At 35.8% G+C, this 18,037-nt stretch carries 16 protein-coding genes; 8 read left to right on the top strand and 8 right to left on the bottom strand.

The genetic code is table 11. The annotated features are described in order from the left end of the window. Positions 1 to 39 precede the first annotated feature (39 nt). The gene (locus PZ898_RS12500; RefSeq protein ID WP_277693470.1) at positions 40 to 2,241 is read left to right on the top strand and encodes a VCBS repeat-containing protein; all 2,202 of its coding nucleotides are present in this window, start codon (positions 40 to 42) and stop codon (positions 2,239 to 2,241) included. A gap of 98 nt (positions 2,242 to 2,339) precedes the next feature. Here the strand turns inward: PZ898_RS12500 and PZ898_RS12495 are convergent, their stop codons facing one another. Both PZ898_RS12495 and PZ898_RS12490 read right to left on the bottom strand, forming a co-directional pair. Next, entirely contained in the window at positions 2,340 to 2,675 is a 336-nt protein-coding gene (locus PZ898_RS12495; RefSeq protein ID WP_002976288.1) for a DUF3276 family protein, read from the bottom strand. A 99-nt stretch (positions 2,676 to 2,774) separates the two neighbouring features. Further along, complete coding sequence (locus PZ898_RS12490) at positions 2,775 to 4,436, bottom strand: ABC transporter ATP-binding protein (RefSeq protein WP_062675763.1); 1,662 nt, start codon at positions 4,434 to 4,436, stop codon at positions 2,775 to 2,777. Positions 4,437 to 4,527: 91 nt separating this feature from the next. On the opposite strand from PZ898_RS12490, the gene PZ898_RS12485 reads away from it, so the two are divergent. From PZ898_RS12485 to PZ898_RS12465, 5 genes are all read left to right on the top strand, one after another. Next, on the top strand, positions 4,528 to 5,433 hold the full coding sequence (locus PZ898_RS12485) for a transcription antitermination protein NusB (RefSeq protein ID WP_062675764.1): 906 nt from the start codon (positions 4,528 to 4,530) through the stop codon (positions 5,431 to 5,433). Position 5,434: 1 nt separating this feature from the next. Further along, on the top strand, positions 5,435 to 5,941 hold the full coding sequence (locus tag PZ898_RS12480; RefSeq protein WP_277693469.1) for a DUF1573 domain-containing protein: 507 nt from the start codon (positions 5,435 to 5,437) through the stop codon (positions 5,939 to 5,941). Between the two features lie 10 nt (positions 5,942 to 5,951). After that, positions 5,952 to 6,314, top strand: coding sequence for a preprotein translocase subunit YajC (gene yajC / locus PZ898_RS12475; RefSeq protein ID WP_062675766.1), 363 nt, complete (start codon positions 5,952 to 5,954; stop codon positions 6,312 to 6,314). Positions 6,315 to 6,455: 141 nt separating this feature from the next. Beyond that, a complete protein-coding gene (locus PZ898_RS12470) occupies positions 6,456 to 7,190 on the top strand; it encodes an SDR family NAD(P)-dependent oxidoreductase (RefSeq protein WP_062675767.1) in 735 nt (244 codons plus the stop codon). Positions 7,191 to 7,465: 275 nt separating this feature from the next. Next, entirely contained in the window at positions 7,466 to 8,311 is an 846-nt protein-coding gene (locus PZ898_RS12465; protein WP_062675768.1) for a mechanosensitive ion channel family protein, read from the top strand. A 54-nt stretch (positions 8,312 to 8,365) separates the two neighbouring features. Here the strand turns inward: PZ898_RS12465 and ligD are convergent, their stop codons facing one another. The 3 genes from ligD to PZ898_RS12450 all read right to left on the bottom strand — a co-directional run bounded on the left by ligD (position 8,366) and on the right by PZ898_RS12450 (position 11,699). Then, complete coding sequence (ligD, locus tag PZ898_RS12460; RefSeq protein WP_123279058.1) at positions 8,366 to 10,237, bottom strand: DNA ligase D; 1,872 nt, start codon at positions 10,235 to 10,237, stop codon at positions 8,366 to 8,368. Positions 10,238 to 10,308: 71 nt separating this feature from the next. Beyond that, entirely contained in the window at positions 10,309 to 10,914 is a 606-nt protein-coding gene (locus tag PZ898_RS12455; RefSeq protein ID WP_062675770.1) for a DNA polymerase ligase N-terminal domain-containing protein, read from the bottom strand. Continuing rightward, positions 10,914 to 11,699 carry a Ku protein gene (locus tag PZ898_RS12450; protein WP_277693467.1) on the bottom strand — a complete coding sequence of 262 codons (786 nt, stop codon included), beginning with the start codon at positions 11,697 to 11,699 and terminating at the stop codon, positions 10,914 to 10,916. Before PZ898_RS12450 ends, PZ898_RS12455 begins: the two co-directional genes overlap by 1 nt. A gap of 146 nt (positions 11,700 to 11,845) precedes the next feature. Between PZ898_RS12450 and PZ898_RS12445 the strand changes: the two genes are divergently transcribed. Continuing rightward, complete coding sequence (locus tag PZ898_RS12445; protein WP_062675772.1) at positions 11,846 to 12,415, top strand: Crp/Fnr family transcriptional regulator; 570 nt, start codon at positions 11,846 to 11,848, stop codon at positions 12,413 to 12,415. 172 nt (positions 12,416 to 12,587) lie between these two features. Further along, positions 12,588 to 13,859, top strand: coding sequence for an adenylosuccinate synthase (locus tag PZ898_RS12440; protein ID WP_277693464.1), 1,272 nt, complete (start codon positions 12,588 to 12,590; stop codon positions 13,857 to 13,859). 66 nt (positions 13,860 to 13,925) lie between these two features. On the opposite strand, the gene PZ898_RS12435 is transcribed toward PZ898_RS12440, so the two are convergent. The 3 genes from PZ898_RS12435 to PZ898_RS12425 all read right to left on the bottom strand — a co-directional run bounded on the left by PZ898_RS12435 (position 13,926) and on the right by PZ898_RS12425 (position 18,029). After that, positions 13,926 to 15,257, bottom strand: coding sequence for a M12 family metallopeptidase (locus PZ898_RS12435; protein WP_277693463.1), 1,332 nt, complete (start codon positions 15,255 to 15,257; stop codon positions 13,926 to 13,928). A gap of 516 nt (positions 15,258 to 15,773) precedes the next feature. Next, positions 15,774 to 17,528, bottom strand: a complete 1,755-nt coding sequence (gene aspS / locus PZ898_RS12430) for an aspartate--tRNA ligase (protein ID WP_062675775.1) — start codon at positions 17,526 to 17,528, stop codon at positions 15,774 to 15,776. Positions 17,529 to 17,666: 138 nt separating this feature from the next. After that, positions 17,667 to 18,029: an ankyrin repeat domain-containing protein gene (locus tag PZ898_RS12425; RefSeq protein ID WP_062675776.1), complete on the bottom strand. Its 363-nt coding sequence runs from the start codon at positions 18,027 to 18,029 to the stop codon at positions 17,667 to 17,669. Positions 18,030 to 18,037 lie beyond the last annotated feature (8 nt).

Raw genomic sequence — 18,037 nt, 5'->3', positions numbered from 1 at the left:
AAAAATCTTTGAATTATTCTGAATCAAAAAGTACTTAATATGAAGAATCTGTTTACTATAATTATTGTACTAGCTGCATTAAAATCTTATTCTCAATCAAAGCCTCAATCTTATTATCAAACGTTATTTGATGACAAAGGGTATGATAAATCAATACGGTATTCAACGGATGAAAACAGACTTGAGTTCTCATGGGGATTGCCCGCTCAAATGGAAGCGTTGGTATTAATGTACGAAAAGACGGGTGAAAAAAAATATGCAGAAACACTAATCAAGTGTATAGGAAACGTAATTGACCGAAGAGACGATCTCAGAGGACAGTTACAGGGATTGAGAAAAGTTTCCGATTATAGGGGAGTATCGGGTGCTGTTTGGTCTACCAATCATTATAATGAAATAGCAGACTCAGGATCTCCTTATGCCCATTTGGTGCATAGTGCTAATATACTGTATCCCATGGCTAAGTTTGTTGCAATAGTTAAAGCGAAAGGTTCTGATGTCCAAAATTTGATTTCAGATCCACAGGGACGCTATGGTAAACAAACATATAAACGTATTGCTGATGATATAATACAAAAAATTAATGAAACACTTGACTTTCATGAAGATCAGTGGCAAACAGAATCTGGTGGTATAGGTTATTATAGAGAAAGAGATAATAACCCTCCTATAAAATATGCAGGCAAAATCTTACCTTTTAATATGCAAAGCTCGATTGGAAGGGTGTTTGTCCAAATGTATAGAGCGACCTCTCAAGATAGATATCTTACAAAATTGATTGGATTGTCAAATTTTTTAAAATCAAATACTTTTTTCAATAAGAATTTACAATCTAATATTTGGAAATATTGGGGAAATACAGACTTGTATGAAGATATTCCCCATGCTGGTTTAACGATAAGTTTTCCCTATGAATGCTATAAGTATAATATTTTGTATAAAGGAAAACCTATATACTCACTTTCAGATATTCAATACTATATCAATACGTTTATGAAAGATATATACCAGTTTCCTTTATCTGTAAATATGGGAGTAAATTACAATAAAGAATCTTGGAATATTAAGTCTAATAATAAAATCGGAGACTCACCCTATGGTAATTATATTAACTATATGTGGCTTTATCTTTCAGAATATGATAAAAGGCTTTATCAAAGAATTGCTGATTTGCTGGCTGCTAAGAACTACTATGAGAAAATAGAGGTAGAAGGTTCTTTTTTAACAGTGGCACTCTTAGCTAATTTTGAAAATCTTATCGTACCCGTAAATACAGACCATAGTTGGAATAAAACGTCTGATTGGCAGGGAGTAGCAAGTGGTAATTTTGACGATGATAGCGAAGATGAGTTTGTTGTTGTAAGAAATTCTGATGGTATGATAGGGGTTAGAGAACCTTATAATAAAGAATTTCGTTCAGTGGCAAATAATAAATATTACAATGGAAAATATAATTGGAAAGGGATAGCTGCCGGTGATTTTTTTGATGATAATAAAAGTGAAATTATAGCATTAAGTCATCATGCTGATCCCAAATATAATGGACTTTATGTTTTAAAAGTTGAAAACAAGGATATTATTGAAAAAGTAAAATTTACAGGATTAAGTACTAAAGCGGATTGGGTAGGAGTAGTTGCAGGGAACTTTATTAGCGGAGGTAAAGATGAGTGTATAGTCGTAGGAAATGCTAATAAAGAAGTATTAGTGTATAAATTCAATGGAACGCATGTTCAGGTTGTTTATACTAATGCTCTCAATCTTCCAAAAAACTCCAAAATTACAGCAGTGGCCGCGGGTAATCTGAATAATGATTTAAAGGATGAGATTGTCCTTGCAATAGATTCACCAGATGCTGTGCACAATGGGATATATGTTTATAATATAGATGATAAAGGAATTGTAACAAAAATTGCACAATCAGTAGGGAGCGCTCGTGTTGAATGGAAAGGATTGGCTGTTGGAGATATTAATGGAGACGGGATTAATGAAGTTATTGCCCATAAGAATTCTGATGGAGAATATTTAGTTTATAAATTGACTAAAAATGGGTTGTCTACTTTGGGCTCTGAACGCTTTCCAATATTACAGACTAAAGATAATATCATGTGTTTGGGTAATTTTAATTCTCAATTTAAAAATGATGAATTAATTACCCTGCGAAATGATGGAGGGGTTGTTTTATTTTCTGCTGCAAAAATTATCCGGAATACTAATAATTCAACAGGTTTACAACAAAAATAAAATCTTTGCCAAACTATAAAAAGTGTTTATAAAAAATCCTGTCTTAGCGCATAAAAAAAGCATCTTTTTCAGATGCTTGTGTTTTTAGATATTCTTTTTTAAACCTCGTCGTCAGAATCTATTGTGTAAGATCTGCTTTTGAAGTCTTTGTCATGTTTTTCTGAAATTACATCCTCACCCTTTTCATTAATGATGAAATCTGTGGACTCATTAAACATCTCCTGGAAACTCTTAAAATCTTCCTTGTAAAGGTAAATTTTATGCTTCTCGAATGTAGCTTCCCCATTCTCTCCGAAATTCTTCTTACTCTCAGTGATTGTAAGATAATAATCTCCTGCTTTCGTCTCGCGCACATCAAAGAAATAAGTTCTTCTCCCTGCTTTTAACACCTTCGTGAAAATCTCATTTTCATGGCGTTCCTTGTATTCACTCATTGTTAGATATTTTTTAATCTTGTTAAGAACAAATATAAAAGAATTCTTTTAATCACAAAATTTTTTTTATGATTTATTTAACAATTGAGAATGAAATGGCTAAGCGGTTACAGAATTGGCAATTTCGGTTAGGTTGATAATCTGATGGGCTTTTTGTGCGCTAGACTCTCTGTGTGTGATAATTATGGAAGTTGCGTTACTGATTTTTTTGTCAATATTTTCCAGAATATTCTGCTCCGTTTCTGTGTCTAAAGCGGACAGAGAATCATCAAAAATAATGATATTAGGATCCTTAATTAAGGCTCTTGCGATACAAATTCTTTGCTTTTGCCCCCCCGAAAGCATGACTCCGCGTTCACCTACAAGTGTTTTATATTGGTCTTTAAACTCTATAATATTTTTGTGAACATCCGCAATATTGGAATACTCTACTACTTTCTCATGAGAAGGATGATCAATGGCAAAACCAATATTATTTTCAATAGAATCAGAGAATAAGTAGCTCTCCTGAGGAATATATCCGATAAAGTTTCTGTAGTTCTCCAGATTATGGTCTTTCAGGTTTTTACCATCAATTAAAATTTCCCCTTCTGTAGGATCTATTAATCGGCATAATAGCAAGGCAATTGTTGATTTTCCACTACCGGTTTTCCCCATAATAGCTAATGATTCTCCGGCTTTTACTTTAAAACTTAGATTGTCCAGGGCTTTGATCCCTGTATTTGGATATACGTAAGAAACATTTCTGAATTCTATATCTCCCTTGATTGGATAGTTTTCAAAATTAGTGTTAATAATCTCCGATTTTTTATCCATAAATTCATTGATCCTCTGCATGGATGCTTCAGCTCTCTGGTTGACAGAAGTTACCCAACCTACCATGGAAAAAGGGAAAATCAGGGTGTTGATATACATAAAGAAATCAGCAATCTTACCAATGCTTAATTCTCCGGCAATATATTTTGTACCTCCAATCCAGATAATAGCAACATTTAATAATCCGATGACAAAAAGAATAATGGTGAAGAAATAGGCTTCTGTTTTGGCAAGATCTAAAGCTTTATTCTGATAATCGGTGACTTTGATTCCGTAGTTTTTTTCAATGTATTTTTCTCTGGCGAAAAATTTTACCACACGGATTCCGGAAAAACTGTCCTGAACAAAAGTTGAAATCGCAGACTGGCTTTTCTGCATGATCTTTGATTTTTTATTGATAATAGAACTTACCTTATAAATGGCAAAAGATAAAATAGGAAGTGGAAGTAAAGTCCACATCGTCATGGAAGCATCCGTTTTTACCATGTAAATAGCTGTAATAATTACCAGTACAATGAGGTTGGCTACATACATTACCCCGGGACCAAGATACATTCTTACTGCCACCACATCTTCACTTAATCTGTTCATCAAGTCTCCGATAGTAGTTTGTTTATAATCCGTTAAAGATAGATCCTGATAATGTCTGTAGATTTTATTTTTAAGTTCGTATTCTATTCTTCTGGATGCAACAATGATGGTCTGTCTCATCATAAAGGTAAAGAATCCGGTTAAAAGAGAACATCCTACAATAATTCCAACATAAATCAGAACCTGATTGTTAAAGCCAAGATTCCCATTTTTTGTAAGTTCATCCACAGATTTTCCTACAAACTGAACCTTATATATATTAAAGAAATTACTGGCAATGATAAAGAGTACCCCCCAAAACAATAGTATTTTGTGTTTCCAAAAATAGGGGTTTAAGGTTTTAAGCGCTTTCATATAGTTGCACAAAATTACAAAAATGTCATCACACTACGAATTTCATCAATTTTAAATTTCGTATCTTTGCAGCCATAAAAAAGCTCTTTGAATGTTAGGAAGACGACAAATCCGTGAAAAAGTAGTACAGACCGTGTATTCTTACTACCAAAATCCTGTAAAATTTGATGTTTTAGAGAAAAACATGTTTGCCGGGATAGAGAAAATCTATTATCTATACATCTATCAGCTCAACTTTTTGGTGGGTTTGAAAGATTTGGCAGAAAATCAGATCGAAATTGGTAAGAATAAATTTCTTAAAACTGATGCTGATATTAATCCTAACCAAAAATTCATCAACAACCAGGTATTGCTTAAGCTGGAAGAAAATCCTGAAAGATTATTTTTTACGGGACAGCACAAGCAGTTGAAATGGGATATGCATGATGATTTATTGGTAAAAACTTTCCAGAGAATTACTGCTGGGAAACGTTATCAGGATTTCATGAAAGAAGAAGGATATTCTTTTGAAGAAGATCAGAAATTTATAGGTAAATTATTTTTAAGGTATATTGCTGAAAATGAAGATTTTCATGACTATTTAGGTGATAAGGAACTTTCATGGTATGATGATATCCATATCGCCAATTCAATGGTACAAAAAACAATCGGTTTCCTGAGAGAAGATGAAGAAAGCAGAACTTTGATCAAAATGATTAAAGATGAAGAAGATAAAACATTCGCTTCAAAATTGCTAAGAGATACCCTGAACAACTGGGAAAACAATGAAAAGAAACTGGAAGAAAGACTGGAAAACTGGGATCTGGAAAGAGTTTCTCTAATGGATAAAGTAATTTTATCAACAGCCATTGCAGAGCTTGATAACTTTGCTTTCACACCTTCAAGAGTGATCATTAATGAATATATTGAAATTGCAAAAGTATTTGCTACAGACCGTTCCAATATCTTCATCAATGGTATTTTAGATAAATATTGTAAAGATCAAAATAGAATATAAAATGAAAAAGACGTTATCAATTATCGCCTTGTCAATTATAGGCTTTGGGTTAGTTTCATGTAAAAAAGAAAACAAGGAAACTCAAAGTGCTGAAACTGCAACTACTGATTCTGCAGCTGTTGCCGCTCCGGTTACCACTGATTCTGCAGTAGCACCTGTAGCAGGTGAAACAGTTGCTCCGGTTTCTAACGAACCATCTACTTCTGTAGCTTTATCTGAAAACAGCTTCGATTTTGGAAAAATCAAAAAAGGAGATAAAGTAGAGCATGTATATGAAATTACCAACACAGGTAAAAACCCATTGATTATTTCTGAAGTGAAGCCAGGATGCGGATGTACAGCTCCTGATTTTACAAAAGAGCCTATCATGCCTGGTAAAAAAGGAAAAGTTACTTTACACTTCGATTCTTCAAGCTTCGACGGAAACGTTCAGAAGTATGCAGACGTTTTTGCTAATGTAGAAAAAGCTCCAATCAGATTAACTTTCACGGCGAACATTCAGCCATAATATTTTAAATATGTTGACACTATTTTTACAGGCACAGGGTGGTTCTTCACCTATGATGCTGATCATGATGGGGGTAATGTTTGTAGGATTTTATTTCCTGATGATCAGACCTCAAATGAAAAAGCAAAAGCAGGAGAAAAACTTTCAGGAAAACCTTAAAGTGGGAACAAGAGTAGTTCTTACATCGGGCCTTCACGGAAGAATTGCTCAGGTTCAGGATGACGGTTTTGTTATCGAAACATTATCCGGAAAACTGAAATTCGAAAAAGCAGCAGTTTCAAGAGAAATGACTGAGGCTCGTTTTGGAGATAAAGCAAAAACTGCTGAAAAGGCAGATGACAAAAAAGAAACAGCAACTGAAGAAAAGAAATAATTCAGTCTGAAAATATTAAGCTGCGGCGGGTGAACTTTGTTCACCCGCCGCAATTTTTTATACACTGGTTTGAGAAAATTGTGTCCATTTGTGAAAAGCAATTAGTGAAATTAGTGTTTAATAAAAAATTATCTTTGCTTCATGAAGCAAAACACAAACAAAACGGTTCTTATTCTGGGAGCCAATTCAGATGTAGCGAAACAATGTATAATACAATATGTTGAAAAAGGATTTTCCGTAATTGCAGCTTCCAGGAATATAAACTCTTTGAATGATTTTATTGGATCAAACAATCTGGACCGCTCCAAAGTTTCTGTTTTGTATTTTGATGCTGCAGATTTTGATTCTCATCATCAGTTTTATTCCAGTCTTTCTGTACAACCTCATATTGTGGTTTATTCCGCAGGTTTTTTAGTAGACAATCAAAAGGCGCTGGCTGATTTCAAGGGAGCCAGACAAATGATGGAAGTCAATTATATGGGGGGAGTTTCTATCCTGAGTATTATTGCAATGGATAAAAGCAATACCAACCTGGAAAGAATAATCGGACTCTCTTCCTTGTCAGGAGTAAGAGGAAGAAAAAGTAATTTTGTCTACGGAAGCACAAAGGCTGCATTTACTCAGTTTCTTGCGGGATTGAGACAGGAACTAGCTTCCCGAAAAATAATTGTGAATGCCTTGGTTATTGGTTATATCAGAACAAAAATCAACGAAGGGCTGGAACTGAATGAATTTCTGATCATGGAGCCGGATTATGTGGCGAAATTTATTGTCAATGCTGGAAATTCCTTTACCATTGTTCCGAATTTTAAGTGGAAAATTATCTACCATATTCTTAGGCTTTTACCGGAAAGTCTGGCTGCAAAATTACCTTAGAGAATGTTTCTTGATATTATTTTCTTTGAAAACACTCACACTTCGGTATCGTTTTTGTAATTCTATGATCCAAAAATTATTTCTTCCTGCAAGATTCAATTTCTGAATGATTATTGAGTAAAGCAGAAATATTCTTTTCTGCTGTCAATCTATTTTTAAGGATAAAATATAATTTACTTTCACTCTACAGTGCAAGGTGAATTTCTTTTTTTTTCCAGATCCTGCAGAAGATGTCAATGCTTCATTGATATAAATAGTAAAACACATAGTATAAAATGGACGATTTAGAACTGAACAAGATTCAACAACACTGGGATACCTTAATTTCTTCAGCAATTTCATGGGCACCGAGAATCTTTACTGCAATCATTTCTGCATTATTAATTTATCTTATCGGATCATGGATGATCAGAATGATTAAGAAACTGGTGGAAAAAGCTTTCAAAAAAAGAAATATGGAAGCTTCACTGCAGCATTTTCTTTTAAATATTATCAACTGGGGACTTAATATTCTTTTGTTTATTGTAGTTGTAACGCAGCTTGGAGTACAAACCTCTGCATTTGTTGCAATGATTGGTGCCGCAGGTTTAGCGGTTGGTTTAGCTTTACAGGGGTCCTTAACAAATTTTGCAGGCGGAATCTTAATTCTACTATTAAAACCTTTTAAGATTGGTGATTTTATTTCTACCAATTCAGGGGTTTCAGGGACTGTAGATGCTATTGATATTTTTCATACAAAACTGATCACCCCACAAAACCAGCTGATCGTTATTCCTAACGGAGTGGTTTCAAATAACAGTATTACCAATTTTACCCAACTGGGTACAAGAAGAACATCACTGGATATCGGAATTGCCTATGATGCAGATCTTAGACATACCAAGGATATTTTAATGAATGTTATTAAGAATAATCAATATGCTCTTGCAACACCTGCTCCACAAGTGGTAGTTACTGAATTGGGAGACAGTGCTGTCAATGTATCTGTAAGAGTAAGTGCTTCCACTGAAAATTTCTGGACGATGAATGAAGAACTAATCATCGGTTGTAAAGAAGCTCTCGATAAAGCTGGAATCGGAATACCTTTTCCTCAAAGAGATGTGCATATTTACAATCAATAATTATATTTAATTTTTTTAAGAAACTCCTGCGTTATACTATGTGGGAGTTTTATTTTATTCCATATTCTGCAGGAGTTCCAACGCCTTCATCATATCAATTCCCTTACCCAAAACCGGTTTAAACAAATCTCCTTTCTCCTTAATTCTGTCAAGGGCATTGTTAATAGTAAAATCTGTTGGTTTCACACCAGGCTTCAACTCATCCCAATCCAAAGGCATAGAAACGGAAGCACCTTGTTTAGGTCTCAGGCTGTAAGCACTTGCCAGAGTCTGCCCCGTTCTGTTTTGCAGGTAATCAAGGTAAATTTTTTTGTTATCCCTTTTTTGAAGACTTCTTTCCAACGTGGTAATCTTAGGCAGTTTTTCGTTTACCTGTTTCATGAGAATATGGGCGAAATCTTTTACCTGGTCAAAATCATAATGAGCTCCCATAGGAATATAGATATGAATTCCTGTACTTCCGGAAGTTTTACAATAGCCTTTTATTTTAATAGTTTTTAAAACTTCATTCACCTGAAGTGCTGTTTCAATCACCTCATCAAATGTATTTTTTGAAGAAGGGTCAAGGTCTAAAACCAGATAATCTGGATGCTCAAGATCTGGTAAAGAACTGTTCCATGGATTGAAATCAATGCAGCCTAAATTATTAAGATAAGCCATAGTAGCTTTGTCATTACAGTAAATATAATCAATATGTTTATCATTGGATTCCGAATATACCTGTGTGGTTTTTATCCAGTCAGGAACATGATCTCCTGCATCTTTCTGATAAAAGCTCTGCTCTTCAATTCCATTGGGAAAGCGGTTGAGAGAAAGCGGACGATTTTTTAAATAAGGGAGAATATAACGTGCTACAGACTGATAATATTCAATAACATCTCCTTTTGTAATGCCATCTTCAGGAAAATATACCTTATCCTGATTGGTAAGCTTTACGGAATGCTTGTCTAAGGTAATCTCTTTCTCTTTTTCAGAAGTCTTTGTCTTTTTTGATGAAGCTTTCGTATTCATATCTTTAGATTTTTCGGTGAAGGATGGAGCTTTAGTATCTTCCGGGCTTTTGTCATCCCTGATTGTGATAAAAACCGGATGTCTGAAGATTCCGTCCTTGGTAATTTCAGAATATTTGATTTCACATACCAGCTCGGGTTTTACCCACGTTACCGGCATATTGGTCTTCGGAGCTGTTTCGAATGGAGATGACTTTACAATTATTTTCTGAAGTCTCTTATATACTTCTTTCAAAGAAGCCGTATTGAAACCTGTTCCTGTATGACCACAGTAAGTAAGCTTCCCATCAATAAATTTTCCTAATATCAATGCTCCGAAGCTTTCCCGTGATCCTCTGGGTTCTGTAAAACCACAAATAATGACCTCTTCTGTATTGGAAAACTTGATTTTAAGCCAATCGGTGGTTCTGTGATTTTCAACATACAGACTGTCTGCCCGTTTTGCAATCATTCCTTCCAGCTGCATTTTCTTCATTTGTTCAAAAAATTCAATGCCCTTTTCAGGAATATGATCACAATATCTGATCCGTTCGGTTTCAGTTAATGCTTCTTTTAAAAGTTCTTTTCGTTGAATTAAGGGAAGATCTTCTGTAGAATGTCCATTGAGCCATAAGATATCAAAAACCTGATAGGCAAGGGCGGCACCAGGGTTATCCCCAATTTGCTGTAAAAGCTGAAAGTCAGGCTTTCCCTGTTCATTATAGACCACAACTTCGCCATCCAGGATCATACGATGCTTTTGTTGGCCGAAGTCCTGAGCAATTTTGTCAAATTTAGATAAAAAGGAAATTCCATTTCGGGAATAGAAAAGCGGAGCATCATGGCTGAGGTCTGCAATAGCTCTGTAGCCATCCCATTTTATTTCAAAGATCCAGTCTTTATCATTGAAGGCTTCCTCTGAAAGTTTAGCCAGCATGGGTTTAATGAAAGACTTAAGCTTTTTTTCATTCGTTAACGAATTGAAATTCCTGAAGGTTTTTTCGGAAGTTATGACTTCTTTTTTTCTCTTATTTTTAGGCTTTTTTTTTCCTCTAAAAATTGAGTGACCAGTGATTTTGGCGAAGTATTTTCTTCGGCATTATAAGGACTTTCTGCAAATTCATCCTTATGTTTGATAAGCAACCATGAGTTGTCATCCGTATTTTTCATTTTTACCAGAGCAAATTCACCTTTCAGCTTTTTACCGTGTAAAATAAATTTTAAAGAACCGGCATGAAGTTCCTTCAGAAGTTCTTTTTCATCAGAAAGTTTTGAATTCTCCTCTAAAGGTTCATAGGTTCCGCTGTCCCATACTTCCACTTGTCCGGCACCATAATTTCCTTCCGGAATATTTCCTTCAAAATCTTTATAGTCGTAAGGGTGATCTTCTACCATCATGGCAAGACGTTTATCTTTTGGGTCTAATGACGGGCCTTTCGGAACGGCCCAGCTTTTCAGTACACCTTCCATTTCAAGCCGGAAGTCATAATGAAGTCTGGAGGCAGCATGTCTCTGAATCACAAAAATCAACTTTTCTTTGCTTTTCTTTGTTTTTCCTTTAGGTTCGCTGGTTTCATCGAACTTTCTTTTGTTATGATAATCTTTGAGAGCCATTATGATGCAGATTTGGATTTAGAAGTATTCAGGCTGGCTTTTAACTGCGCCATAAGGTCAATCACTTTACCTTCCTTAGCAGGCTGCGCTTTTTGGGCTTTTACGTTTTTGCCTTTTGCTTTCTGCTTGATGATCTTCATCAGCTCATCAGAATAGGTATCTTTATACATTGCGGGATCAAATTCCTGGGAAAGCTGCTCAATCAGGCTGACAGCCATCTTCAACTCTGCAGGTTTCGGAGCTTTTTGGGCAGGAATTTTTAAATCTGAATAGTCTCTTATTTCCTGATCAAATCTCAAACGATTCAAAACAAGTATGTCGTCATTATAAGGACGAATCATCCCAATGGCTGCACTGTCACGAAGCACAAAAGTTCCTATACCTACCATGGCAGTTTTTTCAAGAGCTTTTAATAAAAGTCTGTAGGCATTTTCACCATTTTTCTGAGGTTCCAGATAATACGGAGTCTCAAAATACATACTGTCTACTTCTACTTCCTTTACAAACTGGTCAATAGAAAGTATTTTTGTTTTTTCAGGGCTTGCTGCTTCGTAATCTTCTTCGTCAAGAACAATATATTTGTCGTCCACGAGATAACCTTTGACGATATTTTCCCATTTTACTTCTTTCCCCGTATTTTCGTTTACCCGTTTGAAACGGATGTTTGAAAAATCAGATTTGTCGAGCATATCGAGATCCAATTTTGTGGTTTCCGTTGCGGAATAAATTTTAACAGGAATGTTGACTAATCCGAAGCCAATTGCGCCGTTCCAAATTGCTTTCATTGTCTTACGTTTTTAAAAATCAAGCAATTAATATGCCGACAGAAGCCCGTGTGGTACCTTTCATGGACTTTGTTGCCAAATGACAATTGTTTTTATCCGCGACTTTTATACCTTTATATTTCCGCAATCCGTGGTTATATCAAAATATGGAAGAGCTTTTTACTTATATCAAAAAATTCGGGACACTGAATCCTCAGGACGAGCTGTTGATTGCTGAAGGAATTCAGGAAATAACGGTCAAAAAGGGAGATCCTTTCATAGAAGCCGGAAAAGTAAGTCAGAGAATTGCTTTTGTGAAGGAAGGTGTTTTCCGGTCTTTGTATTATAACAAGCAAGGTGATGATTTTACACGGTATTTTATTTATGAAGGACGATTTATTGGGGACTTTCAGGGCTTTACCGATCAGCTGCCAGCGCATGAAGACATTGAAGCGATTACCGATGCTGTATTGCTGGTCATTGACCGTGAGCATTTTAAAATCCTGGAAGAGAAAATTGCGGTATGGCCTATTTTATTTGCAAGAATTCATGCCTTTGTAGTAGAAAATAAACTGAAGGTCGCCAGTATCATGCTCAATCAGGATGCAAAATCACGGTACATTCATTTTTTAAATCATTATCCCGGCCTGGCCAACAGAGTTCCGCAATCTATGCTGGCTTCTTATCTTGGCGTGACACCTTCTTCACTTAGCAGGATCAGAAGAAATATAGTTTAAGATTATTACTGATAGATGATAATTGATTAATGATGTAAGTGGGAGTGTTGTGAATTGCTTCTAGGCTCTAATATTTAGCTTCTCATTTCTGGTCAGATCTCTTTTTGTCAAATGGCAATGGTGTTTCATGCTGACTGTCATAGCTTTGCTTCATAAAATTTAAAGTACGAATATGGATATTGTATTAGGACTACAATGGGGAGATGAAGGAAAGGGAAAGTTTATTGATCTGATCAGTGAAAATTACGACATTACAGCTCGTTTTAACGGCGGATCTAATGCTGGGCACAGTATTGAAAGAAACGGACGCAGAATAACGCTTAAAATGATTCCTTCGGGAATCTTTATGAAAGGAGTACAGAATGTGATCGGTACGGGAACTGTTATTGATCCGGTAAGTTTTAAAAAAGAAATTCTGAATCTTCAGGTATTTGATAAAACTGTTCAGCCAGAAAACAATATCATTATTTCCCAAAAAGCACACCTGGTAATGCCAACGCATAAGCTTCTGGATATTTTTATGGAGGAAAGTCCCGAGTATACCACTATCGGAACTACAAAAAATGGGATTGCTCAGGCGTATTCAAACAAAATATTAAGACAGAATCTGAGAGTAGGGGATATATTTTCATCGGATTTTCAAAGCAGGGCACAGCACATTTTGGATAGAGATTACAGAATGCTGGAAGAAGAAGGAATGCTTGTTTTGCCTGCTTTGGAAGAAATCAGTAAAGAGTTTTTTGATGCGGTGGAATTTCTTAAAAAATTCAATTGTACAGAGACTGAAATTTATATCAACAAAGCTTTATCTGAAGGTAAAAAGGTATTGGCAGAAGGATCTCAGGCAGCGATGCTGGATATTGATCATGGTACTTATCCGTATGTAACGTCTTCCTCCACGACAGCATCAGGGGCGAGTAGCGGTTTAGGTGTGTCACCGAAAAAGATCGGTGAGATTTACGGTATAGCAAAAGCGTATTGTACTCGTGTGGGAAATGGTATATTTCCAACGGAACTTTTAGATGAATTTGGAGATGATCTCAGAATGAAAGGAAATGAATTTGGTTCCAATACAGGACGTCCTAGAAGAACCGGATGGCTGGATTTACCTGCTTTAAAATATGCGGTAATGATCAACGGGGTTACTCAGCTGGTTCTGACAAAAGCGGATGTTTTGAGTGGATTAAAATCTGTAGCAGTCTGTACCCATTATGAACTGGAAGATGGAAAAACAGTGGATGTTTCAGGTTTACTTCCTGAAAATGGAAAACCTGCATTGAAATGGATGAATGGCTGGAATGCTGATTTCTCTGCAATGAAAAGTCCTTCTGAGTTGCCAAAAGAAGTCCTCGGGTTTCTGTCATTCCTGGAAGAAGAATTGGGAATTCCTGTGGCTTATCTTTCAACCGGGCCGGGAAGAAATGAGATGTTAAAATTACTCTAATAAATAGTAATAGAATAGAAAGAGGTTAGAAAATTTATTTCCTAACCTCTTTTTGTATGAAGAAATTTAGTTAACTTTTGTAAGGATGAAGCGTTGTTTTGTAGAAGGCTGAAGCGTTTGATCAGTTGTTCCGATTACAATAGGGGTAAGATTGGTTGTTGTGCCATTTTTTACCTCTAATCTCAATGCTGGTGCATTCTTCGGAGCAAATCCAAATCCATTATTTCCTAAGTTGAATAATAACCATTTTTGAGAATCTGTATTGGCATTGGTTCTTAATTCAACAGCTGTTCCATTCGTTGTCCCATTACTTTTCACGGTTAACACCTTGGTAGGATCCAATATGGATTTGATGGTATAGTAACCATGATCTGATTTGGTGAAAGTAAATCTCTGGTTATTCCCTGTAGAAGCAGAATACAGAATGATGCTGGTGCCGTCTGTAGTTGAACTTCCTGAAACATCTACATTTTTATCACTTGCTAAAGCTGTTCTCATTGTATACGTTCCGTTGATGGCAGAAGTAGCATTAACAGGTCCGTACAGATGATTGATACCAGCATAATCACCTGCAGACAATCCTGTTCTTTGTTTAGTGAATGTGGAACCATCCAGCTTAGTCATTACAGGCTGACTTGAGTCTATAGCAAAGTCTGTAGACTGATACATCATAACTGAACCGAAATCAAACGCACCGTGTCCTGCGTAATCATTGTAAAGATTGAAGTTATGACGGCTTCCTTCTACGGCTTTATTAACATCTACAATGATGTACTGATCCCTATCCGGGCGGCACTGCTCGTGCATGATTCCCATCGAATGCATGATTTCGTGAGCAATAATTGCCGGATAAGTGATATTATAGATTTTAATACCATTAACTCTGTTTTTCTGCCATCCAAGCGGAGAGCTGTTGGATGTTGTATAGGTAAAAGTAATATATTCTGTTTGGTTGGTTCGTTCAACAAACTGCATACTGGTTTGTGAAGAAATCATATCAAATGCTTTGTTGATATTGGTCAGGAACGTATTATAATTCTGGGTACTCAGACTTCCCTGGCTGGGTAATGTATAATAGACGGTTGCATTCGGCCATGTCTTAATAAAAGAGCTTACAATGGTACTTTTCTCTGCTGTTGATGTTCCGGAGTTGGCCTGCTTTTGTAATACATTAAACTGTTCGGGGCTGATCGTAATATCTTCTGCATAAAAATATTCACCATTTATTTCATTAACATAAGTGAATTTTCCGTCAATAGATAATTTGTGAATCTTTGCATTGTCGAGTTTTGTGGTTGCAGGATCGATTGAATCAGCTTGAGGATTTTCAATGTCTGACCTACATGAATTCAGTGCCAGAACAAGGCATCCTGATAATAGTAATAGTTTGCTTTTCATATTATTTAATATTGGTTTGGTGATCAAGGTTTAAAATATGAACAGCTATATTATTATCATACGCATGAGATTATAAAAATACATCAATTTCTAAGTTTTGATTAAGTCTTCATTATAATTCAGCTGTGTAACGTAAATATATTAATAAAAATCATATTTACATATAACATAATATAATGATTGTTTTGTTGTTTTTTTATTTGAAAAATGTATTTATTTCGTTAATGTAATTGTTTTAATTTAATTTTTACTATTAAATTTTAAATTAGATTATTTCACGAATATTTGACATAGTGTGTAAAAATGTATATTTCACTAGTGTAAAGTTTGTTTTGTTAGTAAATTGATAAATTACAGTGGAATTTGTAATGTTTTTTGATTCTAAATAATACTACTTTATTACTATTTGTTTTTCAAAAATAGTATTGTAGTATAAAGCATCAGGAAGTTCAGGATAAACTTAAGGTTCCTGTATAAGAATATAAAAAAAAGCGAGGCATTTGCCCCGCTTTACATTTATGCTTTTAAATTCAATTGTAATTCTAATTCGTCGAGCTGTGCATCAGCAATCGAAGCAGGCGCATCGATCATTACATCTCGTCCTGAATTGTTCTTAGGGAAAGCGATATAATCTCTGATTACTTCGTTTCCGTCAAGAATCGCTACCAAACGGTCAAATCCGAATGCTAAACCTCCGTGTGGTGGTGCTCCGTATTTGAAGGCATTCATAAGGAATCCGAACTGAGCTTCTGCTTCTTCTCTGGTAAATCCTAATAAATCGAACATTTTAGACTGAAGATCTCTGTCAAAAATTCTGATAGATCCTCCACCGATTTCGTTTCCGTTCAGAACCATATCATAAGCGTTGGCTCTTGCTTTACCAGGATCAGTTTCCAGTAAGTGGATATCCTCTGGCTTCGGAGAGGTGAACGGGTGGTGCATTGCATGGTATCTTTCGGTATCTTCATCCCATTCCAATAGCGGGAAGTCTACTACCCAAAGTGGAGCAAACTCATTTCCTTTTCTTAATCCCAAACGGTTTCCAAGTTCCATTCTTAATGCAGAAAGCTGAGCTCTTACTTTATTTTCGTTTCCAGAAAGAATCAACATCAAGTCACCTTCTTTTGCTCCGAATTTTTCGATGATCTTTGCTAAATCTTCTTCGTTGTAGAATTTATTTACCGATGAGGTTTTTACACCATCATTCTGGAATTTTGCCCAAACCATTCCTGAAGCACCAATCTGAGGACGTTTAACCCAATCCACAAGTTCATCAATCTGCTTTCTCGTATAGTCTGCACACCCTTCTACATTGATTCCGACTACTAATTCAGCATCATCAAATATCTTAAAGTCTTTTCCTTTTACCAGTTCATTCAGTTCTACGAACTCCATTCCGAAACGGATATCCGGTTTGTCATTTCCATATTTTCTCATCGCATCTGCGAAAGTCATTCTTGGGAAATCTCCGAATTCCTTACCTGTAATGTCTTTTAATAGAGTCTTAGTCATTCCTTCGAATACGTTCATAACGTCTTCCTGCTCTACGAAAGCCATTTCACAGTCGATCTGCGTGAATTCCGGCTGTCTGTCTGCTCTTAAATCCTCATCACGGAAGCATTTTACAATCTGGAAATATTTATCCATCCCACCTACCATCAAAAGCTGTTTGAAAGTTTGTGGAGACTGTGGCAATGCATAAAACTGTCCAGGATTCATTCTGCTTGGTACAACAAAATCTCTTGCTCCCTCTGGAGTAGACTTGATCAAAACAGGTGTTTCCACTTCAATAAAACCTTCTTCAGATAAATAATTTCTTACTTTCTGTGCCATTTTGTGGCGGAAGATCAGCTTATCTTTTACCGGATTTCTTCTGATATCCAGATAACGGTATTTCATTCTTAATTCCTCACCACCATCCGTTTCATCCTCAATGGTGAAAGGTGGAAGCTGAGAATCGTTCAGAATAGTCAGTTTTTCTACCAGAATTTCGATTTCCCCGGTTGGAATATTAGGGTTTTTGCTTACTCTTTCAATAACTCTTCCGGTAGCCTGAATCACAAATTCACGGCCCAGTTTTTTAGCTTCCTCCATCAATTGAGCAGAAGAGCGGTCCTGGTCAAAAACCAGCTGGGTAATTCCGTAACGATCTCGAAGATCTACCCAAATCATAAATCCTTTATCACGGATAGTCTGTACCCATCCTGATAGTGTAACTTCTTCATTCAGATTTTTCAGAGATAGCTCTCCGTTGGTGTGTGATCGAAACATAATTATTTGTTTAAAGTTCAATGTTTAAGGTTCAATTCCGAACCTTGAATTTTTCGTTGGCAAAGATAAGATTTTTGCAGGTTTTATAAATAAAAAAAACTTCCTTTCGGAAGTTTCATATATTGTTTTTGGATTTTTTTAAATTCTGTTACCACCTTTTGCGATCAGAATTCTCTTTACATCCTCACTGCCTTTTGTTTCATCAGCTACTTCAAGAGGTGTTTTATTCTGACATTTTTTATTCACATTTGCCTTATTGTCCAAAAGGAAGTTGATAATATTCTTTCTGTCAGACATTACACTGAAGCCAAGGGGTGAATAAAGTATATCTCCCACAAGAAAACATTTGTTGTAATCTCCCGGAGCAAACTGTTTTTTAAATGTTGCTATATCATCAGAATAAATGGCTTTCATCTTTTCCTGACTCATCTTCTGGGCAGAGAACATGCTGCTGGACAGTAACATTCCAAATAGAAAAGTAGTAGAGATTATTTTTTTCATAAGGATAA

Origin of the sequence: Chryseobacterium sp. WX (assembly GCF_029542485.1) — a bacterium.
GTDB lineage: Bacteria > Bacteroidota > Bacteroidia > Flavobacteriales > Weeksellaceae > Chryseobacterium > Chryseobacterium cucumeris.
Note: the sequence above shows the minus strand (reverse complement) of the source record. Positions and strands in the feature narration are given on the sequence as shown.